Annotated in this window: 23 protein-coding genes; 17 read left to right on the forward strand and 6 right to left on the reverse strand. The window is 68.6% G+C overall.

The genetic code is table 11. From position 1 onward, the window contains the following. Nucleotides 1–80 precede the first annotated feature (80 nt). From Q0W90_RS06260 to Q0W90_RS06280, 5 genes are all read left to right on the forward strand, one after another. Nucleotides 81–470 carry a polyketide cyclase / dehydrase and lipid transport gene (locus Q0W90_RS06260; protein ID WP_297592883.1) on the forward strand — a complete coding sequence of 130 codons (390 nt, stop codon included), beginning with the start codon at nt 81–83 and terminating at the stop codon, nt 468–470. A 115-nt stretch (nt 471–585) separates the two neighbouring features. Further along, entirely contained in the window at nt 586–1,023 is a 438-nt protein-coding gene (locus tag Q0W90_RS06265; protein ID WP_297592877.1) for an SRPBCC family protein, read from the forward strand. Beyond that, complete coding sequence (locus tag Q0W90_RS06270) at nt 1,016–2,287, forward strand: ArsA family ATPase (RefSeq protein WP_297592959.1); 1,272 nt, start codon at nt 1,016–1,018, stop codon at nt 2,285–2,287. The genes Q0W90_RS06265 and Q0W90_RS06270 overlap by 8 nt, the downstream gene beginning before the upstream one ends. After that, nucleotides 2,284–2,676 carry a hypothetical protein gene (locus Q0W90_RS06275; protein ID WP_297773644.1) on the forward strand — a complete coding sequence of 131 codons (393 nt, stop codon included), beginning with the start codon at nt 2,284–2,286 and terminating at the stop codon, nt 2,674–2,676. The genes Q0W90_RS06270 and Q0W90_RS06275 overlap by 4 nt, the downstream gene beginning before the upstream one ends. A gap of 84 nt (nt 2,677–2,760) precedes the next feature. Then, a complete protein-coding gene (locus Q0W90_RS06280) occupies nt 2,761–3,489 on the forward strand; it encodes a lysophospholipid acyltransferase family protein (protein ID WP_297592873.1) in 729 nt (242 codons plus the stop codon). On the opposite strand, the gene Q0W90_RS06285 is transcribed toward Q0W90_RS06280, so the two are convergent. Next, nucleotides 3,486–4,766, reverse strand: a complete 1,281-nt coding sequence (locus tag Q0W90_RS06285; RefSeq protein ID WP_297773646.1) for a glycosyltransferase 87 family protein — start codon at nt 4,764–4,766, stop codon at nt 3,486–3,488. The two genes, Q0W90_RS06280 and Q0W90_RS06285, sit on opposite strands and share 4 nt — an antisense overlap. Before the next feature lie 117 nt (nt 4,767–4,883). Here Q0W90_RS06285 and Q0W90_RS06290 point away from each other — a divergent pair, with 117 nt between their 5' ends. From Q0W90_RS06290 to Q0W90_RS06300, 3 genes are all read left to right on the forward strand, one after another. Further along, entirely contained in the window at nt 4,884–5,744 is an 861-nt protein-coding gene (locus Q0W90_RS06290) for a hypothetical protein (RefSeq protein ID WP_297592957.1), read from the forward strand. Between the two features lie 200 nt (nt 5,745–5,944). Continuing rightward, entirely contained in the window at nt 5,945–6,439 is a 495-nt protein-coding gene (locus tag Q0W90_RS06295; protein ID WP_297592869.1) for a polyadenylate-specific 3'-exoribonuclease AS, read from the forward strand. Nucleotides 6,440–6,517: 78 nt separating this feature from the next. Beyond that, nucleotides 6,518–7,906, forward strand: coding sequence for a class II 3-deoxy-7-phosphoheptulonate synthase (locus tag Q0W90_RS06300; protein WP_297592867.1), 1,389 nt, complete (start codon nt 6,518–6,520; stop codon nt 7,904–7,906). A gap of 174 nt (nt 7,907–8,080) precedes the next feature. Here Q0W90_RS06300 and Q0W90_RS06305 read toward each other — a convergent pair whose 3' ends face one another. Next, the gene (locus Q0W90_RS06305) at nt 8,081–9,313 is read right to left on the reverse strand and encodes a protein kinase (protein ID WP_297773666.1); all 1,233 of its coding nucleotides are present in this window, start codon (nt 9,311–9,313) and stop codon (nt 8,081–8,083) included. A 143-nt stretch (nt 9,314–9,456) separates the two neighbouring features. Between Q0W90_RS06305 and Q0W90_RS06310 the strand changes: the two genes are divergently transcribed. After that, nucleotides 9,457–9,861 carry an Rv2175c family DNA-binding protein gene (locus Q0W90_RS06310; RefSeq protein WP_297700628.1) on the forward strand — a complete coding sequence of 135 codons (405 nt, stop codon included), beginning with the start codon at nt 9,457–9,459 and terminating at the stop codon, nt 9,859–9,861. Nucleotides 9,862–9,871: 10 nt separating this feature from the next. Here the strand turns inward: Q0W90_RS06310 and Q0W90_RS06315 are convergent, their stop codons facing one another. Both Q0W90_RS06315 and idsA2 read right to left on the reverse strand, forming a co-directional pair. After that, complete coding sequence (locus tag Q0W90_RS06315; RefSeq protein ID WP_297773649.1) at nt 9,872–11,413, reverse strand: alpha-(1->6)-mannopyranosyltransferase A; 1,542 nt, start codon at nt 11,411–11,413, stop codon at nt 9,872–9,874. A gap of 4 nt (nt 11,414–11,417) precedes the next feature. Next, nucleotides 11,418–12,467, reverse strand: coding sequence for a bifunctional (2E,6E)-farnesyl/geranyl diphosphate synthase (gene idsA2, locus Q0W90_RS06320; RefSeq protein ID WP_297700625.1), 1,050 nt, complete (start codon nt 12,465–12,467; stop codon nt 11,418–11,420). Between the two features lie 261 nt (nt 12,468–12,728). On the opposite strand from idsA2, the gene Q0W90_RS06325 reads away from it, so the two are divergent. Beyond that, entirely contained in the window at nt 12,729–13,625 is an 897-nt protein-coding gene (locus tag Q0W90_RS06325; protein ID WP_297592855.1) for a mycobacterial-type methylenetetrahydrofolate reductase, read from the forward strand. Nucleotides 13,626–13,640: 15 nt separating this feature from the next. On the opposite strand, the gene Q0W90_RS06330 is transcribed toward Q0W90_RS06325, so the two are convergent. Both Q0W90_RS06330 and Q0W90_RS06335 read right to left on the reverse strand, forming a co-directional pair. After that, nucleotides 13,641–14,291, reverse strand: coding sequence for a DUF3153 domain-containing protein (locus Q0W90_RS06330; RefSeq protein ID WP_297592953.1), 651 nt, complete (start codon nt 14,289–14,291; stop codon nt 13,641–13,643). Nucleotides 14,292–14,458: 167 nt separating this feature from the next. Next, nucleotides 14,459–15,067 carry an N-acetyltransferase gene (locus Q0W90_RS06335; protein ID WP_297592853.1) on the reverse strand — a complete coding sequence of 203 codons (609 nt, stop codon included), beginning with the start codon at nt 15,065–15,067 and terminating at the stop codon, nt 14,459–14,461. 338 nt (nt 15,068–15,405) lie between these two features. On the opposite strand from Q0W90_RS06335, the gene Q0W90_RS06340 reads away from it, so the two are divergent. The 7 genes from Q0W90_RS06340 to murF all read left to right on the forward strand — a co-directional run. Beyond that, nucleotides 15,406–15,810: a DUF3040 domain-containing protein gene (locus Q0W90_RS06340; RefSeq protein ID WP_297592851.1), complete on the forward strand. Its 405-nt coding sequence runs from the start codon at nt 15,406–15,408 to the stop codon at nt 15,808–15,810. Between the two features lie 438 nt (nt 15,811–16,248). Then, entirely contained in the window at nt 16,249–16,680 is a 432-nt protein-coding gene (gene mraZ, locus Q0W90_RS06345) for a division/cell wall cluster transcriptional repressor MraZ (RefSeq protein WP_297592849.1), read from the forward strand. Beyond that, nucleotides 16,655–17,926, forward strand: a complete 1,272-nt coding sequence (gene rsmH, locus Q0W90_RS06350; protein ID WP_297592847.1) for a 16S rRNA (cytosine(1402)-N(4))-methyltransferase RsmH — start codon at nt 16,655–16,657, stop codon at nt 17,924–17,926. Before mraZ ends, rsmH begins: the two co-directional genes overlap by 26 nt. Then, nucleotides 17,926–19,176, forward strand: coding sequence for a hypothetical protein (locus Q0W90_RS06355; RefSeq protein ID WP_297592845.1), 1,251 nt, complete (start codon nt 17,926–17,928; stop codon nt 19,174–19,176). Before rsmH ends, Q0W90_RS06355 begins: the two co-directional genes overlap by 1 nt. Continuing rightward, on the forward strand, nt 19,173–21,245 hold the full coding sequence (locus Q0W90_RS06360; RefSeq protein ID WP_297592843.1) for a penicillin-binding protein 2: 2,073 nt from the start codon (nt 19,173–19,175) through the stop codon (nt 21,243–21,245). Before Q0W90_RS06355 ends, Q0W90_RS06360 begins: the two co-directional genes overlap by 4 nt. A 94-nt stretch (nt 21,246–21,339) precedes the next feature. Beyond that, complete coding sequence (locus tag Q0W90_RS06365; protein WP_297773653.1) at nt 21,340–22,935, forward strand: UDP-N-acetylmuramoyl-L-alanyl-D-glutamate--2,6-diaminopimelate ligase; 1,596 nt, start codon at nt 21,340–21,342, stop codon at nt 22,933–22,935. After that, nucleotides 22,932–24,032 (forward strand): UDP-N-acetylmuramoyl-tripeptide--D-alanyl-D-alanine ligase (gene murF / locus Q0W90_RS06370; RefSeq protein WP_297773656.1); only part of this gene is annotated, 1,101 nt, incomplete at its 3' end. The genes Q0W90_RS06365 and murF, both read left to right, overlap by 4 nt.

Raw genomic sequence — 24,032 nt, forward strand, 5'->3', positions numbered from 1 at the left:
AGGCCGGACCGCGATGGCCCGCCGCGACGCCCGGCCCGCCCTCGACGGGACACCGTGGGCCCGTGTGTGAAGCTGTGGGCATGAACAGCATCCAGATCGCGGATGAGACGTTTGTGGCCGCCGCCGGCGCACGAGTGGGCGCCGCGGTCGCAGATCAGTCGAGCTGGCGCCGCTGGTGGCCGGACCTGCGGCTGCAGGTCGTCGAGGACCGCGCCGACAAGGGCATCCGCTGGTCGGTCACCGGCGCGTTGACCGGGACAATGGAGGTCTGGCTGGAACCGTCGCTGGACGGGGTCGTGCTGCACTACTTCCTGCACGCCGAGCCCACCGGGGTGGCGGCCTGGCAGCTGGCCAAGCTGAACCTGGCGAAAATGACACACCGCCGCCGCGTGGCGGGCAAAAAAATGGCCTTTGAGGTCAAGACGACACTGGAACGGTCACGTCCGGTCGGAGTTTCTCCGGTAGTTTAGCCGGGTCGGGTCCGCGCAGAGAGTACCGTGTCGGACCGAGACCCGCGGGGGTCCCTGCACGGCAGGCCCAGGAAGCCGGGGTCGATCCGCTTGCGGGAGAGAGGGCAGCAACCAGGTGGCGGAGAAGACGACGCAAACCATCTACATCGAAGCCGACCCGGGCACCGTGATGCGGGTGATCGCGGATATCGATTCCTATCCGCAATGGATCTCCGAATACAAGGAAGCCGAGGTGCAGGAGAAGGACGCCGACGGCTACCCGAAAGTGGCGCGGATCGTCATGGACGCCACCGTCCTCAAAGACACCATGGTCATGTCCTACCAATGGCCCAAAGATCGCCGATCGGTCAGCTGGACCCTGGTCTCGAGCTCACTGCTTCGCTCCCTCGAAGGCTCATACCGGTTGGCGTCCAAGGGATCCGGCACCGAAGTCACCTACGAACTCTCCGTCGACCTGGCCATGCCGATGATCGGTCTGCTCAAGCGCAAGGCCGAGCGGCGCTTGACCGACACCGCGTTGAAGGATCTGAAGAAACGAGTCGAGGCTGAGTGAAACGGCTGAGCCCACCCCGGCCCGGATCAGTCTGTTCGTTGGCAAAGGCGGGGTAGGGAAATCCACCCTGGCTTGCGCCACCGCGGTCAGTGCCGCGAGCGCGGGGCAGCGGGTGCTGGTGGTGTCCACCGACCAGGCGCACTCGCTGGGTGACGTGCTGGGCATCCCCGTCCCGCCCAGCCAGGGCGAGCTGGTACGGGTGCTCGCCGACCTCGAAACCGGGCAGGCGGAGGCCGGCGGCGGGTTTCTCGATGCGCTGGCCTTGAACACCCTGGCCCTGCTCGAGGTCCGATGGCGTGACGTCGTCGCCACGTTGGACCGGCGGTTCCCCGACTCCGAACTGAGCACCATTGCGCCCGAAGAGCTTTCGGCGCTACCCGGTGTTCAGGAGGTGCTCGGCCTGTACGCGGTCGGTGAGTTGGCCGGCTCCGGGCGATGGGACCGCGTGGTGGTCGATTGCGCGTCGACCGCGGATGCCCTGCGGATGTTGACGTTGCCCGCCACCTTCGGCCTGTACGTCGAGCGGGCGTGGCCGCGGCATCGCCGGTTATCCGTCACGGCCGAGGACGCCCGGTCGGCGGCGGTGGTGGCGCTGCTCGAGCGCATCAGCGCCGGCGTGGAGGCGCTCGGCGCGTTGCTCACCGACGGTGAGCTGGTCAGTGCGCATCTGGTGTTGACCCCCGAACGGGTGGTCGCCGCGGAGGCGGCCCGCACGCTGGGGTCGCTGGCCTTGATGGGTGTGCGCGTCGAAGAATTGATCGTGAACCAGGTTCTGCTGCAAGACGAGTCGTACGAGTACCGCAACCTGCCCGAACACCCGGCCTTCTACTGGTACACCGAACGCATCGCCGAGCAGCGCAGTGTGCTCGACGAGCTCGACGCCACCATCGGTGAGGTGGCCCTCGTGATGACCCCGCATCTGTCCGGCGAACCGATCGGCGCCAAGGCGCTGGGGGCGCTGCTCGACGCCGCCCGGCGCCGCGGCGGCACCGCGCCGCCGGGCCCGTTGCGGCCCACCGTCGACCTGGAATCCGGGACGGGACTTGGGTCCATCTACCGGATGCGGCTAGCGTTGCCGCAACTCGATCCGTCGGCGCTGACGTTGGGGCGGGTCGATGACGACCTGATCATCAGCGCCGGCGGATTGCGGCGCAGGGTGAGGCTGGCGTCCGTGCTGCGGCGCTGCACGGTGCTGGACGCCCGCCTGCGAGGCGGCGAGCTGACAGTGCGTTTTCGACCAGATCCGGAGGTGTGGCCTAGGTGAGTGGGGCTCATCCCGAAATCGGGCCGGAACTACGCCGGCTCGCCCAGTCGATTCTGGACGGAATCGATCCCGCGGTGCGCGCGGCGGCGACGCTGACGGCGGGTGCGGGACCCGGAACCGGCAAGTGCCAGCAGGTGTGGTGCCCGGTGTGCGCGCTGGCCGCGTTGGCGACCGGCGACCAACACCCCTTGCTCACCGCGATCGCCGACCACAGCGTCGCCTTGCTTCAGGTGATCCGCGACATCGTCAGTGATGCCAGTGACATCGACCGGGCGTCCAAACCGACACCCGAACCGCCACCCGACCGTCCGCCCGGCGGCGCGACCGACGGTGGCGATGCCGCCTCGCGGACCCGTTATCAGCACATCCCGGTCACACTGGACGAGTGAGGAGACCGCGCCGCAGGTGGTCGCTTCTTGTGGGGATGGGTACAGTTGGCGCAGGACATCAGCGGTTAGCCGAGAGGGAGGGCCATGTGGTACTGGCTATTCAAGTACGTGCTCCTCGGCCCGCTGTTGTCTCTGCTGGGGCGGCCGAAAGTTGAAGGCCTAGAACACGTTCCGAGTTCCGGACCGGTGATACTGGCAAGTAATCATCTGGCGGTGATGGACAGTTTCTATCTTCCGCTGGTGGTGCGCCGCCGCATCACGTTCCTGGCGAAGGCGGAATATTTCACCGGCACCGGTGTGAAGGGCTGGTTCCAGCGGTGGTTCTTCACCGCCGTGGGGCAGGTGCCGATCGACCGTACCGACGCCGATAGCGCCCGGGCCGCGCTGAGGACCGCGCAACAGGTGCTGGACCAGGGCAAGCTGCTGGGCATGTATCCCGAAGGCACGCGGTCGCCGGACGGCCGGCTGTACAAGGGCAAGACGGGGCTGGCGCGGCTGGCCCTGGAGAGCGGGGTTCCGGTGATCCCGGTCGCGATGATCGGCACCAACGTCGTCAACCCGCCCGGGACGAACATGTTGCGGTTCGGCCGGGTCACCGTTCGCTTCGGCAAGCCGATGGACTTCTCGCGGTTCGACGGGCTGGCCGGCAACCGTTTCATCGAGCGGGCGGTTACCGACGAAGTGATCTACGAGCTGATGGGGCTGTCCGGCCAGGAATACGTCGACATTTACGCGGCCAGCCTAAAAAAGGGCGGCGACGGTGACGCGGCCGACGGCGAGGCCGTGCGGATTCCCGAGACCGCTGCCGGTTAGCCGACGGCGGTAACCGGCGCCAACCGCGGCGGAGCGGCGTCCCGCGAAACTCCGCGGGCGGTCACGGTGAGGCCGGCCGCGACGATGACCGCCAGCGCCCACCACACGTAGGACATCCCGGCAAGTTGGCGCCACCAGGCCGCGCTCGCCTCGTGATGCTTGGGCAGCAGCTCGATCGGCGTCCACCTCATCAGCGCCACCCCGATGGCGCTGATGACCATCAGCAGCGCGTTGCGGCGTCGCCAGGCCACGATTCCCGTCACCAGCACCGCCGGCAGCACCCACACCCAGTGGTGTGACCACGACACCGGCGAGACCACCAGCCCGAACAATGCGACGCAGACGAGCGCGAGCGTGGGCTCGTCGGCGCGCAGCACCCGCCGCATCGCCCACACCGTCACCGCCAGCACCAGCAGCGACGCCGCCACCCACAGCAGGAAGCGTTCCTGCTGGGACAGCCCAAGCCGCGCGAGGCCGCCGGCGATGTTCTGGTCGGTGTTCAGCGTCGCGGCGCCGATCCGGTCGGTGTGATGCAGGGTGTGCGTCCAGTACTCCCATGAGTCGTCCCACGCCAGGGCGAAACCCAGCAGCGTCGCCCCCACGAACGACGCGAGCGCGGTCAACGTCGCCCGGTTATCGCGGCGCAGCAGGAAATAGAGCAGAAACACCGCCGGCGTCAGCTTGAGCGCCATGCCCAGCCCCAGCAACAGCCCGCGCGGCCACGGCGTGCGGCGTGGCACGCAGTCGGCGATCACCAGCGTCATCAGCACGACATTGATCTGTCCGAAGGCGAAGTTCGAGCTGATCGGCTCGAGCCAGATCGTCGCCGCCGCGGCGGCGACGATGGCCAGCCACCACCGGCGCAGCCAGGCCGGGCCGGGCAGCACCGTCGAGGTGCTCCAGACGTCCAGCCGGGTCAGCACGATCACCGTCGACACGATCAGTAGCACCAACGTCAGGGCGGTGATCGCGACGCTCGCGGCCGGCATGTGCATCCAGGCGAATGGGCAGAACACGATGGCGGCCAGCGGCGGATAGGTGAACGGCAGATCCACGATCGGGGTGTGGAACATCACGTCTCCGCTGTACAGCGGACGCCCGTCCATCCAGGCCCGGGCGCCCATCTGATAGACGTCGATGTCGATGCGATAGGGCGTGTGCCCGAACAACTGCCACGCCGCGTAACTCAGCCCCGCCGTGGCCACCAGCCAAACCAGGCCCCACCACAGCGCCCACCCGGGTTGATTGCCCACGCCGGGCGCCTGCCGTGTACTCATGTCGCACAACAGCGTAATGGGTGCCCGGGCCCGGACACCGCTGGTGCAGCGCGGCTCCCACGACCTCGGCGCGCGAAGGCGTAGGTTTCAAGAGTGCTCCACTCGTTCGTGGGCGAGATGTCCCGATGGTTCGAACATGACATTCACGACCGGGGCCACCTGCCACTGCTGTGCTGCCTGGTGGCCTTCATCCTGACGTTTTTCGTCACGCGGACGTTCGTGCGCTTCATCCGTCACGGCGTCGAAAACGGCCGGCCCGCCAGGTGGTGGCACCCGCGCAACGTTCACGTCGGGGGAGTCCACATCCACCACGTGACGTTCGGGGTGGTTCTTACCTTGTTGTCCGGGCTGACGCTGGTCACCCTGTCCATCGATGGGCATGAGCCCCAGTTCATGGTGGCCGCCACCTTTTTCGGGATCGGGGCCGCCCTGGTCCTCGACGAGTACGCGCTCATCCTGCACCTGTCCGACGTCTACTGGTCCGAGGACGGCCGCTCGTCGGTCGATGCGGTCTTTGCCGCCGTGGCGGTGGCCGGGCTGTTGATGATGGGCCTGCACCCGCTGATGTTCTTCCTGCCGATCTGGCATGACGCCAATTCGGTGCCGCTGCGGGCCGTGGTGGGCGGCGCCATGGCCTTGACGCTGCCGCTGGCCGTCGTGGTGGTGCTCAAGGGCAAGGTCTGGACCGGCTTGCTCGGCATGTTCCTCGTGGTCCTGCTGGTCATCGGTGCGGTCCGGCTGTCGCGCCCGCACGCTCCCTGGGCCCGCTGGCGGTACTGCACGCAACCGGAGAAGATGCGCCGCGCACTGCAGCGCGAAAGGCGGCTGCGCCGCCCGGTGGTGCGGGCCAAGTTGTATTTGCAGTGCGCCATCGCCGGCACGCCACGGTTTCCGGACCCCCACGCGGTCGATGCCAGGCTGGACGACGAGGTTCATCCCGCCCCGGCTCCCACCGGTCCCATCCTGATCGGCAGATAAGCTCCAGCCCCGCCCGCAGCTGCTCGATCGGCCGTCTCCTTTTTCGTGCCGTGCCGGCACTCATCGTCGCCGGCTGAGCTTGATCGGCCGTCTCCTTTTTCGTGCCGTGCCGGCACTCATCGTCGCCGGCTGAGCTTGATCGACCGTCTCCTTTTTCGTGCCGTGCCGGCACTCATCGTCGCCGGTCTAGGCTTCTTCCGGTGCGGTACTTCTACGACACCGAATTCATCGAGGACGGCCGCACCATCGAGCTGATCTCGATCGGGGTGGCCGCCGAAGACGGCCGCGAGTACTACGCGGTCTCCACGGAATTCGATCCCGAGGGCGCCGGGCCGTGGGTGCGCGCCAACGTGCTGCCCAAGTTGCCGCCCCCGGCGTCGCAGCTGTGGCGTTCACGCAGGCGGATCCGCGAGGACCTGGAAGAGTTCTTCGGCCTAAATTCAGGCAAGGCGGCCCCTGAGCCGATCGAGCTGTGGGCGTGGGTGGCCGCCTACGACCATGTGGCCTTGTGCCAGCTGTGGGGCCCGATGCCCGACCTACCGCAGGCCATCCCCCGTTTCACCCGGGAGCTGCGGCAACTGTGGGAAGACCGAGGCAGCCCGCGGATGCCGCCGCGGTCGCCCGATGCCCACGACGCGTTGGTCGACGCCCGCGATCAGCTCCGCCGATATCGGTTGATCACATCGGGAGACTGAGCCGTCGAGCCCGGGTGAACGGCGTTCGCGCTGATCAGCCGGGACCAGGGGCGTCCGCGCCGCGGTTACGATGGACCGATGAACTGGACCGTCGACATACCGATCGACCAGCTGCCGTCGCTGCCGCCGCTGCCGACCGATCTGCGGGCGCGGCTGGACGCGGCCCTGGCCAAGCCGGCCGCCCAGCAGCCCAGCTGGCCGGCCGATCAGGCGTCGGCGATGCGCACGGTCCTGGAGAGCGTGCCGCCGGTGACGGTGCCGTCGGAAATCGTCCGGCTGCAAGAGCAGCTTGCCCAGGTGGCCAGGGGTGAGGCGTTTCTGCTGCAGGGCGGTGACTGTGCGGAGACGTTCACGGAGAACACCGAACCCCACATCCGCGGCAATGTGCGCACCCTGCTGCAGATGGCGGTCGTGCTGACCTACGGCTCGAGCTTGCCGGTGGTCAAGGTGGCCCGCATCGCGGGCCAGTACGCGAAACCGCGATCGGCCGACGTCGACGCGCTGGGACTGAAGTCCTACCGCGGCGACATGATCAACGGCTTCGCCCCGGACGCCGCGGTGCGCGAGCATGACCCGTCGCGTTTGGTGCGTGCCTACGCCAATGCCAGCGCGGCGATGAATTTGGTTCGGGCGCTGACGTCTTCGGGATTGGCGTCACTGCATCTGGTCCACGACTGGAACCGCCAATTCGTCCGGACCTCGCCGGCCGGTGCCCGCTATGAGGCGCTGGCCACCGAGATCGACCGCGGTCTGCGCTTCATGAGCGCCTGCGGCGTGGCGGATCGCAACCTGCAGACCGCCGAAATCTACGCCAGCCATGAGGCTTTGGTGCTCGACTACGAGCGGTCGATGCTGCGCCTGTCCGAGAGCGAGGGCGACGAACCTCAGCTGTATGACCTGTCGGCGCACACCGTGTGGATCGGTGAGCGGACCCGCCAGCTCGACGGCGCGCACGTCGCCTTCGCGGAGGTGATCGCCAACCCGATCGGCATCAAGCTCGGCCCGACGATCACCCCGGAGCTGGCCGTCGAATACGTCGAGCGGCTCGACCCGCACAACAAGCCCGGCCGGCTGACATTGGTGAGCAGGATGGGCAACAACAAGGTGCGCGATCTGCTGCCACCGATCGTGGAGAAGGTCCAGGCCGCCGGCCACCAGGTGATCTGGCAGTGCGATCCCATGCACGGCAACACCTACGAGTCGTCCAACGGCTACAAGACGCGGCACTTCGACCGCATCGTCGACGAAGTGCAGGGTTTCTTCGAGGTCCACCGCGCGCTGGGGACCCATCCCGGTGGCATCCATGTCGAGATCACCGGGGAGAACGTCACCGAGTGTCTTGGTGGGGCGCAAGACATTTCGGACACCGACCTGGTTGGCCGCTATGAGACCGCGTGTGACCCGCGGCTGAACACCCAGCAGTCGCTGGAGTTGGCCTTCCTCGTCGCCGAAATGCTGCGCGACTAACAGCAGTGTTCGCCGGGCCCGGCCCGGCCACCCGACGCAGAATCGTGTAAAACCATGCGTGGGTTCAGGAGGTGATTGCAACAGCCACCTAACTGGAGGTTGTTGTGTATCTGAAGGCGTTCCCAGATGTTGTTCGTCAGTTTTGGGATCACATCCGCGATGGGATGTGGGCTGCTAGAGCAGTCCGTTGAGGTTGCTTCCGATGGTCCACGCCGCGGTCGCGACCAACCCGGTGAGCGCGAGCACCAGCGCCACCCACACCAGCACCATGCGCCGGTTGTGCTGGCGGGTCCACACGAATTCACTGATCGGGATACCGGCGAATTCGCCTGTGACGGGCTCATATTCGTAGTCATCGTCGCCGTCATCGTCGGGTTCGGAGTCGGTCGACACCGGACGCTGTGGCTCCGGCCAATCCTCGGGGCCGCGGGTCAGTTGGCGGGTGGGGTGGCGCACCGGCTCGGGTGGCCCGGGTTGTTGCGCGGTAGGAGGGCGCTGGCCGGTCCGGCTGTGGTGGAGCGCGGCCGACCTGTGCTGCGCGGAGTTGCGCGGTGCCGGCACCCGAAAGTCCGGCAGCGCAAGCTCGTCGGCAATCGCGTCGAGATCGGCCTGCATCTCGGTCGCGTCGGCGTATCGGTCGGCCGGATCGCGGGCGGTCGCGCGCCCCACGAACTGGTCGAACTGCACGGGCACACCGTCGATGACCGCACCGGGTGCCGGCACGTCGGTGTCCAGTCGCCGGTAGGCGATCGACAACGCCGAGTCACCGGTGAAGGGTGTGCGCCCGGTCAGCAGCTCGTAGGTGAGGATGCCCGCGGAGTAGACGTCGCTGCGCGGGCTGGCGTCGCCGTCGCGCACCTGTTCGGGTGACAGATACGCCGCGGTGCCCAAAATGACGCTGGTAGAGGTGATTCCGGCGGCCGCGACGGCACGTACCAACCCGAAGTCGGCGATCTTGACCTCGCCGTCGTCGGAGATCAGCACGTTCTCGGGCTTGACATCGCGATGCACCAGGCCGGCCCGGTGCGCGGCGGCCAAGCCGCCGAGCACCGGACGCAGCACCGCCGCCACGGCATAAGGCGGCATGGGTCCGCGCTCGCCCAGCAACTCGCGCAGGGTCCCGCCCTCGATGAGCTCCATCACCAGAAACGGATGCCGCGCGTCGGAGCCCTGGTCGTAGACCGCCACCAGCCCGGGATCTTTGAGCCGGGCAACGGTGCGGGCCTCGCGCTGGAACCGGGTCAGGAACTGTTCGTCACCGGCATAGCGAGAATCCATCACCTTCACGGCGACGGGACGGTCGAGCCGGGTGTCGAGACCGCGGTACACCGTTGAGGTGCCGCCGCTGGCGATCTTCGACTGGATCAGGTAGCGGCCGTCGAGCAAAGTGTTGTCCAAGGGGTCCACCGACGAAACCTCGGTCCGCTGCCAATGCGGGCCGGCCCGGCCGGGCGGATGAGCTTGGGCCACGGGGCCATCGTAGGTGCGACCGTGTGATTGGGCGGGAGAACACGGGTTCAAGGCGCGTATCAAGGCTTACACTTGCGCGGATGAGCAGTATTCCTGCCGGCGACGATGTGCTAGATCCCGACGAGCCGATCTATGACCTGCCGCGGGTCGCCGAATTGCTGGGAATCCCGGTTACCAAGGTGCACCAACAACTCCGGGAGGGCCATCTGGTCGCGGTCCGGCGCGGCGAGGGTGTGGTGGTGCCGCAGGTGTTCTTCACCTCATCCGGCGAGGTGGTCAAATGCCTGCCGGGATTGTTGACGATCCTGCACGACGGCGGCTACCACGACACCGAGATCGTGCGCTGGTTGTTCACCCGGGACCCGTCGCTGACGGTGACCCGAGACGGCAGCCGGGACGCCCTCAGCAATGCCCGTCCCGTCGATGCGCTGCATGCCCACCAGGCCCGGGAAGTGGTGCGCCGGGCACAGGCGATGGCCTGCTGAACCCCGCCGCCTATCCGGCGGTGATCTCGGCCCGCTCGGCGGGCGGCCGGGGAACCCGGTACAGCGAGTACCACGCGATCAACGCGCAGGCGGTGGCCAGCGAGAAATGCAGCCACGAGTACATGCCATGCGAGCCATCGGGTTTGAAGATCACCATCACCCAGGTCGACACACCGCCGATGATCGCCACCGCCCGTCGCGACTGGGCCAGGGGCGCCACGACCGCCAGTGGCCACGAGTAGTACCAGGGCAACGCGGCCGGGACGAACAGCACCACGATCAGCATCGAGTACGCGATGCCGGTGAGCGCGCCCTTGTCGTCACGACGGAACCGCCACCACAACACCGGCAGCGAGACCGCGATGATCGCGATGCCGGCCAACCGCGTGGCTCGAAGGATCGGATAGAAGCTCACCGGAAACAACCCGCTGCCGATCGCGTGGATCAGGTTGGCCGCCGCGGTCGGCACGGTCAGCCAGTTGATGATCTTCACCGATCCGGCCAGCGCGGTCAGCCACCCCAGGCCCACGCCGGCCAGCGCGGACAGGATCGCGAACACGACCGCGAAGACCAGCAGCGACATCGCCGTGGCCGCGAGAAGCGCTCGCGCGGGCCGATATCCCCGCCGGTCGCGCAGGTCCCGCGCCCACACCCACACCAGAAAGGGCAGCGCGATGCCGGCGGTCGCTTTGACCGCGATGGCGACGGTGATCAGCGCGGTGCCCGCGACGTGGCGACCGCCGAACGCCAGCGCGATACCGGCGGCCATCAGGCCCACCATCAGCATCTCGTTGTGCACCCCGCCCATCAGATGGATGAGCACCAGCGGGTTGAGCACACAGATCCACAGCGCCGTCGAGGGGTCAGCGCCCAGATGACGCGCCAATCGGGGGGTCGCCCAGATCAACAGCGCCAGACCGGGCAGCATGCACAACCGGAGCAACATCGTGCCCGCCACCACGTTGTTGCCGACGATGACGGTGATCAGCTTTGCGACCAGAATGAACGCCGGCCCATAGGGTGCTGTCGTGATCGACCAGATGGGACTGACGTTGTCCAGCAAGATGTTCGGATTGGCGACCGGTCCGACCGCGTAGGGATCCAGGCCGTCGCGCAGCAAGGCGCCCTGCGCCAGATACGAATAGGTGTCCCGGCTGAAGACCGGCACCGAGATCAGTAGCGGCGCCAGCCAGAAGCCGGTGGTGGCCTTCATGATGAACTCGGTGGCTCCGTCGGCCAGCACGCGGTGGCCCAGGCCCAGCCAGGCGATCAGCATGAGACCGACGCCGGCCCACAACACGATCGACGACAGCACCAAGCCGTGACCAAACCGCAGCCAGGACATGTGAATTGACTCGAGCAGCGGGTCGTGCTGGCGGGTGCTGCCCGCTCCGAGTCCACCCAGGGTGATCAGCACCGACCCAAGTAAGCCGAGTTTCGCCGGACGGGATTCGTCGGCGGCCACGAATGCCCTCAGTCGCGAAAGCCATTCTCCGCGATCGGGTTTGGCTGTCGGCGAGTCGTCGGCCGGGGTGTCGGTCGGGGTCGTCATCGGTTCAGGCGGACCGGTTCGTGGCCAGCTTGGCCAATTCGGACAGCCCCGCTTTGGCCGCGGTGTTGATGGGTGCGGCGGCCAGCGTGGCCAGCGCCCGACCCGTCAGCGTGGCGATCCGTTGTTCGGCCGCGGCCAGGGCGCCCACCGATTCGATGACGTCGCGCAGCTGATCCACTTGGGTGTCGGTCAGCTGGGCTCCGATCGAGCTCCGTAACAGGTTGGCCGCCACCGGGTCTGACTGCTCCGCCAACTCGACGGCCTCGGCCAGCAGCACGGTGCGCTTGCCGGATCGCAGGTCATCCCCGGACGGCTTACCGGTCACCGCGGGGTCACCGAACACGCCCAGGACGTCGTCGCGTAGCTGAAACGCCACCCCGAGATCCGTCCCGAACTGGCTGAAGGAATCGTGGACGTCGGGTCTGTCGGCGGCGGCGGCCACCCCCAGCTGCAGCGGCCGCGACACGGTGTAGCAGGCGGTTTTGAAGGTGTCGACGTTCATCGCCGACGCGATCGAGGCGGCGGCGCTGGCCTCGGCGACGATGTCGAGGTACTGGCCACCGAGCACCTCGGTGCGGATGTTGGCCCACACCCGACGGACGCGCCGCTGGGCCTGCGGAGTCAAGTCGGCGCCGAAGACGATGTCGTCCGCCCAGGCCAGGGCGAGGTCACCGAGCAGGATGGCGGCCGACATGCCGAACCGTTCCGGTGAGCCTTGCCAGCGCCGGTCGCGGTGCAGCGTCGCGAACTGGACGTGAGCGGTCGGCCGGCCCCGCCGGGTGGAGGAGTCGTCGATCACGTCGTCGTGCACCAGCGCGCAGGCGTGGAGCAGCTCGAGTGCGGAAAACAGCAGCAGCACTTGGTCATCGGGGTCGTCGGTGGCCACCGCACGCCAGCCCCAATAGGCGAAGGCGGGCCGCAGCCGCTTACCGCCGCCCAGCACGAAGTCTTCGAGCGCGGCGATCAGGCCGCTGTAGTCGTCACCGATGTAGGCGGTCTCGGCGCGCCGGGCGTGCAGATACCGCCGCAATTGTTCGGTGATGGCGCCGGTCAACTCGACGGTCGCCGCTGCTGCTGTGGCTCCTGAGCTCAGCGCGGCGCCCCTTTCTGCTCGGATAGCTGGGTGTTCCAGGCCCGACCAGTGTATTCGGCACGCCGCCCGGGGTGCGTCCCGCGTGGCGTTGCGGTGTGCACCCAGTTGCTTCGACTGCCTCACTAACCCGCCCCTATGCTGGCGGGTGCGCTGGGGCTCGCGCGGATATTGCGCGGCCAAAAGATGCCCCAGGCCAATAGCCGTTGGACGGAGAGAAGCCGCGTGACCCTCAACACCATTGCGCTCGAGCTGGTGCCGCCCAACGCCGACGAAGGTCGGGAGCGGGCACTCGAAGAGGCGCAGAAAGTGGTGCGGCATTCAGCCGAGTCCGGTCTGGACGGCCTGATCCGGCACGTGATGATCCCCGGGATCATCGCCGAGGACGACGACCGTCCGGTCCCGATGAAGCCCAAGCTGGATGTGCTCGACTTCTGGTCGGTCGTCAAGCCGGAACTGACCGGGATCAAGGGCTTGTGCACGCAGGTCACCGCGTTCATGGACGAGCCGTCGCTGCGTGCGCGGCTGACCGAGTTGTCCTCGGCCGGAATGGAAGGCGTGGTGTTCGTCGGCGTGCCGCGCACGATGAACGACGGCGAGGGCTCGGGCGTCGCCCCGACCGACGCGCTGTCGATCTATCGCGAACTGGTGACCAACCGCGGCGTGATCCTGATCCCGACGCGGGACGGCGAACACGGCCGGTTCAACTTCAAGTGCGACCAGGGCGCCACCTACGGCATGACTCAGCTGTTGTATTCCGACGCGATCGTGGGTTTCCTGCGTGAGTTCGCCCGGGAAACCGCTCACCGGCCCGAAATCCTGCTGTCCTTCGGCTTCGTGCCGAAGATGGAAAGCCGGGTCGGGCTGATCAATTGGCTCATCCAGGACCCCGGCAATGCCGCGGTGGCCGGCGAGCAGGAGTTCGTCCAGAGGCTCGCCGCCAGCGAACCGGCGCAGAAGCGCCAGCTGATGGTCGACCTCTATAAGCGCGTCATCGACGGCGTGGCCGACCTAGGCTTCCCGCTGAGCATCCACCTCGAGGCGACCTACGGGATCTCCGGGCCGGCGTTCCAGACCTTCGCGGAGATGCTCGCGTACTGGTCACCCGCCCGGCAGGGCTAGCTCTACGCGGCAAGGCTAGGTGGGCGGCGGCTGATCGCGCGGTGCGGTGAGGCGCGGTGACCGGTCGCGGCCGACCCAGGCCAACAGCCCCACCACGCCCGCGGCCGCGAAGGACGCGATGCCCAGCCACACCACCGCGCCGGTGAAGGAACGGGTGTTCGGGTCGGTGTAGCGGGCCTGGGCGGTCATGGTGCTCACCACACCCGGCTTGAGCTTCCACGACACCACGTCGGGCTCGACCCGGTCGCCGTTGGTGGAGGTCACCACGCCCGGGAAGGCGACCGTGAGCTCGACGTCCGCCTCGGAATCGGTCAGCGAGGTCATATCCGCCCGGCCCTCCAGGATCACCAGGTTGCCGTTGCGCCGCAGCGACAGGTTGACCCCGGAGGCGTCGGAGTTCATGTTGGCCAGCTGGGGCAGCTCGGCGAACGTCAGATCGGAGAACACCGCCTGAGAGCCGACGTAGCCGTCGCTGTCGTAGTTCGACACCGCCACCTTCTGGCTGAACGGCAGGTTGTTGCTGTCCAGCTGCGGGCCGGTGTCCTTGGGGGTCTTGGGTTTCGCGGCGGCGACGATCTCTCCGGACACCAGGTCGTCGGGGGAGATGGTGAGCGACGCCCGTACCCGCAGGCATCCGGCGGCCAGCGGCACCAGCAGCAGCAACATCGCGATGGCCACCAGGCGGCGCCGTCGGGTCCCGGCGGCTCGGAAGCCTCGGCCGTGGGACGGGGGAGAGCTGGCGCGCACCAGGTCATCGTGCCAGATCCGATGTGCCGCCTAAATAAGTGACACGTCGGAGTGGGATCTTTCGATGCGTGCCGAGTTCCGCGGTGTCACAGTGGCAATTCGCGGCCCAGGATCGCGAACTCCCGCGGGTCGCCGGCGAAGCGGTAGCGGCGGATGACGTCGGTGAAGCCCAGGCGCCGGTACAACCGCCAGGCGCGGTTGGGCTCGTCATTGGTTTCCGGCGTCGACAGCAGCACATTCTGTTCGGCGCGACCCGCCAGCAGGCGTCGAGCCAACGCCTCGCCGAGGCCGCGGCCCTGGGCACGGGGATGGATGTGCAGTTCGGTCAACTCGAAATAGCTACTCATCAGCCGCGCGATCTCCTGGGGCGGCGAGCCGCCACGCTGCATGCCCAGCACGACCTGCTGCTGCCACCATTGCCCGGGCGCGCCGGGGTAGCCGTAGGCCACGCCCAGCAGTGGGGCGCTGGTCAAATCTTCCGCCGAGGGTGTTTGCGCGCCCTCGTCGTCGGCTGCCTCGGTTTCGACGACGCCGGCCCCTTGCCAGCCACGTCGACGGATGTGTTCCAGCCACATCGCGGCACGCTGGTGCTCGGTGCCCCGCGGGTATCGCATCGCATCGACATACACCGTCAGGGCGTCTTTGAGGCGACGCTCCATATCGTGCGGGAGCAGATCGATGAGGAATATCGCCAATTCGCGGTTCCCTCCTCATCCGGTAATCAGACTCATGTGGTGCTGCGGCGTTCTGTGGCCTAGGGGGACCAGGCTGCTGTCGACCATTATCGGACGCCCACGCGGCGAAGCGACGAGCGGTCGTGGCACCGAACGGACGGGCCGCCCCGGTTCGGGAAGCCGGTTGTAGCGCACGGCCGTTCCGGTCTGGCGCGATGCCCGGATTAGACCGGGATAGAATCGGCGCGGAACCAGTGGTATGGGGCAGATTGACCTCGTATCATTCAATTAGTTGCCCGCGCAAAGGGCATCCGCGTGTACCGATGGTCACGTGCCCAACCGTCGGCAAGGAGGGACGAATGCCACTCTCCGATCATGAGCAGCGGATGCTCGATCAGATCGAGAGCGCTCTCTACGCCGAAGACCCGAAATTCGCCTCAAGCGTCCGGGGCGGAGGATTTCGCGCGCCCACGGCCCGTCGGCGTCTGCAGGGCGTAGCGCTGTTCGTCGTCGGCCTGGCGATGCTGGTTTCCGGAGTGGCCTTCAAGGCCACCTGGATCGGCGGCAGCGTCCCCATTCTCAGCATTTTCGGTTTCATCGTCATGTTTGGCGGAGTGGTGTTCGGGATCACCGGTCCCCGGTTGTCCGGCAGGTCAGACCATTCCGGATCGGCGCCCGGCTCGCTGCGCCAACGCCGCAACAAGGGCGGCGGTTCGTTCACCAGCCGCATGGAAGATCGGTTCCGCCGCCGCTTCGACAACTAGCGCCGACCGACACGCGGGGTAGCCGAGGGGCTGCCCCGTTTTGCTTTTCTCGCTGCGCTCCAAGCCTCGGTGCCGGCGCGGCTGTCATCGTCGCAGGCTCCGGCCATCCGGCTGACCCGTGCGCAACCGTCGATGCCGTTTTGCGGCGTAATCGAGGCCTAACCGAGGCGTGGGCCAGCGGCTAAGCCCCACTGGGCCCCACCCGCATTCCCCACCGGGCCCCACTGGGGCGTGTTTTCCCTGATAGAAGAGCTGTTCCGGCGGGCGTGAATACTGCGCAGAAAGGGGGCCGACACGCCCCTGGTGTGCCGTCGACAACCCCGTGACGACGGATAACCCGGGAAACACCACGGCGACAAGCAGATAATGGGGCGAAGTGGGGGGTTGTGGGGTATGGTGGCTGCAGTGTTTGGGTGACCTCGAACAGGAGGTGAGCTGGTGTTTCTTGGCACCTACACGCCCAAACTCGATGACAAGGGGCGGCTGACGCTGCCCGCCAAGTTCCGTGACGCGTTGGCAGGGGGGTTGATGGTCACCAAGAGCCAGGACCACAGCCTCGCCGTCTACCCCCGGGCGGAATTCGAACAACTGGCCCGCCGGGCAAGCAAGGCCTCGCGGAGCAACCCTGACGCCAGGGCCTTCCTGCGCAACCTCGCCGCCGGCACCGACGAGCAGCATCCCGACGCCCAGGGGCGCGTCACGTTGTCGGCCGACCACCGCCGTTATGCCAGCCTGTCCAAGGACTGCGTGGTGATCGGTGCGGTCGACTACCTCGAAATCTGGGATGCGCAGGCCTGGCAGGACTACCAGCAGACCCACGAAGAGAACTTCTCCGCGGCCAGCGATGAAGCACTCGGCGACATCATCTGAGGCGCATGCCCGTGCAACGTGGCCTCTGCCCGAACCGACCCTGGCGTACTTCCCCAACGCCAGGTTCGCGCCTTCGGGCAGGGACCTCGATGTGCAGGCGCCACACCGGTCCGGCCGGAACGGGCCGGGAACGGTTCCGCGCCGGCACGCTCGGGCGGTGCAGACCCGCAGCGGCGCGCGGGCCGCTCTCGTGGGGGCCCTCGAGGCCGACGGGTGCCGGCAGATCCGGGGAGGCGTTGCGGTGGCTGACAATTCAGATTTCGGGCACGTGCCCGTCCTGCTGGAGCGCTGCGTCGCACTGCTCACACCCGCGCTGACCCGCCGTCACCCGGACGGGACGGGGGCGACCCTGGTCGATGCCACCGTCGGCGCGGGAGGGCACGCGGAGCGGTTCTTGACCGAACTGCCGGGTCTGCGGCTGATCGGGCTCGACCGCGATCCCAGCGCCCTGGACATCACCCGATCGCGGTTGGCGCGATTTTCCGACCGGGTCACGCTGGTGCACACCCGCTACGACGGCGTCGCCGCGGCGCTGGCCGAATCCGGATATGCCGCAACCGAATCGGTCGACGGAATGCTGTTCGACCTCGGTGTGTCGTCCATGCAGCTGGATCGCGCCGAACGGGGTTTCGCCTACGCCCAGGACGCACCGCTGGACATGCGGATGGATCCCGAAGCGCCGCTGACCGCGGCCGACATCCTCAACACCTACGACGAGGCGCAGCTGGCGAACATCTTGCACCGCTACGGCGAGGAGCGGTTCGCGCGGCGCATCGCCGCGCATATCGTGCGCCGGCGTGCCCGGGAGCCGTTCACGTCGACCGCGGACTTGGTGGCGCTGCTCTACGAGGCGATTCCGGCCGCGGCCCGACGCACCGGCGGACATCCGGCCAAGCGCACCTTCCAAGCGCTGCGGGTCGCGGTCAACGACGAACTGGATTCGCTGCGCGCCGCACTTCCGGCCGCGCTGGACGCGCTTGCCGTCGGCGGGCGCATCGTGGTGCTGGCCTACCAATCGCTGGAAGACCGGATCGTCAAGCGGCTGTTCACCCAGGCGGTCGCTTCCCGCACCCCGATGGATCTGCCGGTCGAACTCCCCGGCCACCAGCCGCGATTCCGGGCCCTGACCCAGGGTGCCGGACGCGCCGACGCCACCGAGATCGAACGCAACCCGCGCAGCGCCGCGGTGCGATTACGGGCTCTGCAACGAATGGAAACACAGCAGGCGACCGGGAAAGGCGATTGATGAAAGCGGACCGCGAGACGTCGACACGACGCGGGGGCACCGACCGCCGGAGCGCGCGCGACGGTTCTGCCCGGCGGGGCAGGCGCCCGGCGCCGGACTCCGGCGCGGCGCGACGCACCCGCGGCGGCAGGACCTCGGCGCCCGCCCGCGAAACCCGCGCGCCCAAGGCCGGACCGCAGACCAGCCCCGTCGCCCGGCCGGCCGAGCGGTCGGCCCGGGCCAAGAACACCAGCCAGGCCAAGGCGCGAGCCAAGGCCCGGAAAGCCAAAGCGCCCAAGGTTGTTCGTCCTCGGCTGACCGAGCGTCTGGCCGCGCGGCTGGCATCGATCGACCTGCGCCCGCGGACACTTGCGAGCAAGGTCCCATTCGTCGTGTTGGTCATCGGTGCGCTGGGCGTGGGGCTCGGTCTCACGCTGTGGTTGTCCACCGACTCCGCCGAGCGCTCCTACAAGTTGAGCCACGCCCGGGAGCGGACCCGGTTGCTGCAGCAACAGAAGGAAGCGCTGGAGCGCGATGTCCGCCAGGCCGAAGCCGCGCCGGCGCTGGCGGAGGCCGCCCGCAAGCAGGGCATGATCCCCACCAGGGATACCGCGCACCTGGTCCAGGACCCGTCCGGGAGCTGGGTGGTCGTCGGCACCCCGAAGCCGGCTGACGGTGTTCCGCCCCCGCCGCTGAACAGCAAGCTCCCCGACGAGGCGCCGCAGCCCCCGAAGCCGGCGGCCCCTGCCGCGGAGGTCCCGATGCGGATCGAACCGGTCCCCGGCGCTCCCGCCCCGGCCAGGTCCGGGCCCGAAGCGCTGCTGCGCGCACCCGACGGCGCCTCAACGGTGGGCGGTCAGCACTTCCCACCGGCACTTCCCCCGGTGCCCGGCGCGCCTGGTGCGCCCGCGGCGCCGGCTACCGGTACGCTGCCCGGCATGCCAGGCGGCCCCGTTACCGGTGCGCTGCCCGGCGTGACCGGTGGGCCGGCGACCGGTGCGCTGCCGACGCCGGGCCTGCCGACACCGGCGAGACCCGCGGCCCCCCCGGTACCCGCCGAGGTCCCGATTCCCTTGGGCGGCCTGCCCATTCCGGCTCCTGCCCAAATGCCCGCGCCCCTACCGCCGGAGGTTCCGGTCCCGGTGCAGCTGGGCCGCCCGGCCGCCCCTGCGCCAATCGTCCCCGCCGCTCCGGCGCCCGCCCCGATGCCGCAACCGGGTACCGGCGCCCTGCCCGGGCCCGCCGTGGCACCGCCAGGTGCTCCCAGGTGAGCCGCGGTGACTCCCCGCGGGCACGCCGGTCGCAGGCGACACGCCCGACGCGTGGTCCCCGTAAGGACTTGGAGGGCAACGCCGCCCGGCAACCCAAACGCCGCGCCAAGCCGCAAGGCGAACAGGGTCGCGGCGTTGCGGAATCGAAGCGATTCCGCAAAGCCAAGCAGCCCAAGGATGTCCGTATAGCGCAGCGGTCCGAGCCGGTGGGATCCGGGCACTCGGCGCGGGAGCGGCGCACCCGTCAGATCGCGCAATTGGCCAGCCGCGGCGGGTCGTTCGTTTTCCGGCATCGCGCCGGCAACGTGGTCATCCTGGTGATGATGCTGGTGGCCGCGGCCCAGCTGTTCGCCCTGCAGGTGACCGAGGCCCCGACGCTGCGCGCCCAGGCCGCCGGGCAACTCAAGGTCACCGATGTGGAAAAGGCGGTGCGCGGCAGCATCATCGACCGCCGCAAGGATCAATTGGCCTTCACCATCGAATCGCGTGCGCTGACGTTTCAGCCGAAACGCATCCACAAGCAGCTGGACGACGCCAGGGCCAAGAATTCGGCCGCCCCCGACCCGCAGCAGCGGTTGCGGGATATCGCCAACGACGTCTCGGGCCGCCTGGGCAACAAGCCCGACTCGGCGACCCTGTTGAAGAAGCTGCAAAGCGACGAGAACTTCGTCTATTTGGCTCGCGCCGTCGATCCCGCTGTCGCCAGCGCGATCTCGGACAAATTCCCCGAGGTCGGTTCGGAACGCCAAGATCTGCGCCAATATCCGGGCGGATCGTTGGCCGCCAACATCGTGGGCGGCATCGACTGGGACGGCCACGGGCTGCTGGGGCTGGAAGAGGCCATGGACTCGGTGCTGTCCGGAACCGACGGCTCCCTCACCTATGACCGCGGATCCGACGGTGTGGTCATCCCCGGCAGTTACCGCAACCGGCATCGGGCGGTCAACGGCTCGATGGTGCAGCTGACCCTCGACGACGACATCCAGTTCTATGTGCAGCAGCAGGTTCAGCAGGCGAAGAACGTGTCTGGCGCGCATAATGTTTCGGCCGTGGTGCTCGATGCGAAGACCGGCGAAGTGCTGGCCATGGCCAATGACAACACCTTTGACCCCTCCCAGGACATCGGACGTCAGGGCGACAGACAGCTGGGCAACCTGGCGGTGTCCTCACCGTTCGAACCCGGGTCGGTGAACAAGGTGATCACCGCGTCCTCCGTCATCGAGTACGGCCTGTCCAATCCCGACGAGGTGCTGCAGGTCCCCGGTTCGATCCAGATGGGCGGGGTCTCCATCCACGACGCGTGGGACCACGGCGTGATGCCTTACACCACCACGGGTGTGTTCGGAAAGTCCTCCAACGTCGGCACTTTGATGCTCGCCCAGCGGGTTGGCCCGGAGCGCTTCTATGACATGGTCCGCAAATTCGGGCTCGGGCAGCGCACCAATGTGGGGCTGCCCGGTGAGAGCGCCGGGCTGGTACCCCCGATCGACCAATGGTCGGGCAGCACCTTCTCCAACCTGCCTATCGGCCAAGGCCTTTCGATGACGCTGCTGCAGATGACCGGCATGTACCAGACCATCGCCAACGACGGGGTGCGGATGCCGCCGCGGATCCTCAAGGCCACCATCGCGCCCGACGGGACCCGCACCGAAGAACCGCGCCCGGACGGCGTGCGGGTGGTTTCGGCGCAGACGGCTCAGACCGTGCGCAACATGCTGCGTGCCGTCGTGCAACACGACCCGATGGGCTACCAGCAGGGCACCGGTCCCGCCGCCGCGGTGACGGGCTACCAGATGGCCGGCAAGACCGGTACCGCACAGCAGATCAACCCCGCCTGCGGCTGCTACTTCGACAACGTCTACTGGATCACGTTCGCGGGCATGGCCACCGTCGACAACCCCCGGTATGTCATCGGCATCATGATGGACAACCCGGAGCGCAACGCGGACGGCACGCCGGGCCACTCGGCGGCCCCGCTGTTCCACAACATCGCCGGCTGGCTCATGCAGCGCGAGAACGTGCCGCTGTCGCCGGACCCGGGCCCACCGCTGACGCTGCAGGCCACTTAGCGGGTCGCCGCCGGACGGGACAGCGGTGATCGCCACCGGCGTCACTCACCGCGCGTGGATCGCCTCATGGCCGGGTGCGGCTCGGTAGGGTGTCATGGCCGATCATGAGGATCGTGCGGTGCCGGAGGGAGGTGTGACGGAAGTGGTGTCGGTGCCCACCGGGTTACGCCCGGGCGCCGTGGCGGGCGTTCCGCTGTCGGCGCTGGTGGCGCAGGTCGACGCAGCACTGACCGACGGCACCGCGGTCCCCGACGTGACGGTCACCGGCGTGACGCTGCGCGCCCAGGACGTGATGCCCGGTGATTTGTTCGCCGCGCTGGCCGGTTCGGCCACCCACGGGGCCCGGCACGCCGCCCGGGCGATCGAGCGCGGCGCGGTCGCCGTGCTGACCGACGCCGCCGGGGTTGCCGAGATGCACGCTCTAACCCAGAGCGTGCCGACGCTGGTGCATCCCGACCCTCGCGGCGTGCTCGGCGGGCTGGCCGCCACGGTGTACGGAAATCCCTCAGAACGGGTCACGGTCGTCGGAATCACCGGCACGTCCGGCAAGACCACCACGACCTATCTGATCGAATCCGCGCTGCGCGCCGCCGGCCGGAGCGCCGGGCTGATCGGCACCATCGGCATTCGCATCGACGGCGAGGACATTCCCAGCGCGCTGACCACCCCGGAGGCCCCCGTCCTGCAGGCGATGCTGGCGGCGATGGCCGAACGGGGGGTGGACACCGTCGTCATGGAGGTCTCCAGCCACGCGCTGGCACTGGGCCGCGTGGACGGGACCGCATTCGCGGTCGGCGCTTTCACCAACCTGTCCCGCGACCACCTCGACTTTCACCGGACGATGGCCGACTATTTCGAGGCCAAGGCGTTGCTCTTCGACCCGAACTCCCCGCTGCGGGCCCGCCGCGCCGTCGTCTGCGTCGACGACGAGGCCGGTCGCTCGATGGCGGCCCGGGCCGGCGATGCGATCACCGTCAGCGCCGAGGGCCAACCCGCGCAATGGCGCGCCATCGACGTGGCCCCGATGGGGGCCGGGGGACAACGATTCACCGTCGTCGGCCCCACCGGCGCGCAACACCAGCTCGGCGTTCGGCTGCCCGGCTACTACAACATCGCCAATTGCCTTGTGGCACTGGCTGTCCTGGACGCCGTGGGGGTGTCTCCGGACCGGGCATCGGCGGGACTGTTGCAGGCCCGCGTGCCGGGCCGCATGGAGGAAATCGACGCCGGCCAGGATTTCCTGGCGCTGGTCGACTACGCCCACAAACCGGGCGCGTTGCGCGCGGTGCTGACCACCCTGGCGCGTCCGGATCGCCGGCTGGCGGTGGTGTTCGGCGCCGGCGGCGAGCGCGACCCCGGGAAGCGGGCACCGATGGGCGCGACCGCGGCCGAGCTGGCCGATCTGGTCGTCGTCACCGACGACAATCCGCGCGGTGAGGACCCGGCGTCGATTCGCCGCGAGATCCTGGCCGGGGCGGCCGAAAGCGGTTGTGCGGCAGACATTGTCGAGATCGCCGACCGGCGCGACGCGATCAGGCACGCCGTCGCCTGGGCGGGCCCGGGTGATGTGGTGCTGATCGCCGGCAAGGGCCATGAGACCGGCCAGCGCGCCGGCGGGCACACTCGCCCCTTCGACGACCGGGTGGAGCTGGCCCAGGCGCTGCGCGACCTCGACGGGGCAGAGCGATGATCGACCTGACCGTCGCCCAGATCGCCGACATCGTCGGCGGCACGCTGTCCGACGTCTCGCCGCAGGACGCCGCACAGCGCCACGTCACCGGGACGGTGGAATTCGACTCACGCGCCGTCGGACCCGGGGGGCTGTTCCTGGCGCTCCCGGGCGCCCGCTCGGACGGCCACGACCATGCGGCCTCGGCGGTCGCCGCCGGTGCGGTGGCGGTGCTGGCCGCCCGGCCCGTCGGTGTCCCCGCCATCGTCGTCGCGCCCGAGGGGGCGTCCGGATCGCGGGCCGGGGTGCTCGAGCACGACCCGGACGGGTCCGGCGCGGCGGTGCTGGCGGCGCTGGCCAAACTGGCCAAGGCGGTGGCCGCCGAACTGGTGGCGGGCGGGCTGACCATCGTGGGGATCACCGGGTCATCCGGGAAGACCTCCACCAAGGATCTGGTGGCCGCCGTGCTGGACCCGCTGGGCGAGGTCGTGGCCCCGCCCGGGTCGTTCAACAACGAGCTGGGACATCCGTGGACGGTGCTGCGCGCCACGCCGGACACCGACTATCTGGTCCTCGAGATGTCGGCGCGCCACCCCGGCAATATCGCGGCGCTGGCCGACATCGCCCCGCCGGCGATCGGGGTGGTCCTCAACGTCGGCACCGCCCACCTGGGCGAGTTCGGCTCGCGTGACGTCATCGCACAAACGAAATCCGAACTGCCGCAATCTGTTCCAACCTCCGGGGTGGTGATCCTCAACGTCGACGATCCGGCGGTGGCGGCAATGGCCGACGTGACCGCGGCCCGGGTGGTTCGGGTGAGCCGCGCCGAGAACACCGACGCGGGCCCCAGCCAGCTGTGGGCCGGGCCGGTGTCGCTCGACGAGTTGGCCAGGCCGTGCTTCACGCTGCATCACCGCGACGCCTCCGGGACCAGGCAGGCGCAGGTGCGCCTCGGCGTCTACGGCGATCACCAGGTCGGCAACGCCCTGTGTGCCGCCGCGGTCGCGTTGGAATGCGGCGCCGACATCGAACAGGTGGCGACCGCGCTCGCCGGCGCCGGCCCGGTGTCGCGGCACCGGATGCAGGTCACCACCCGCGCCGACGGCGTCACCGTGATC

Source organism: Mycobacterium sp., from assembly GCF_025933915.1.
Classification (GTDB): Bacteria; Actinomycetota; Actinomycetes; order Mycobacteriales; family Mycobacteriaceae; genus Mycobacterium.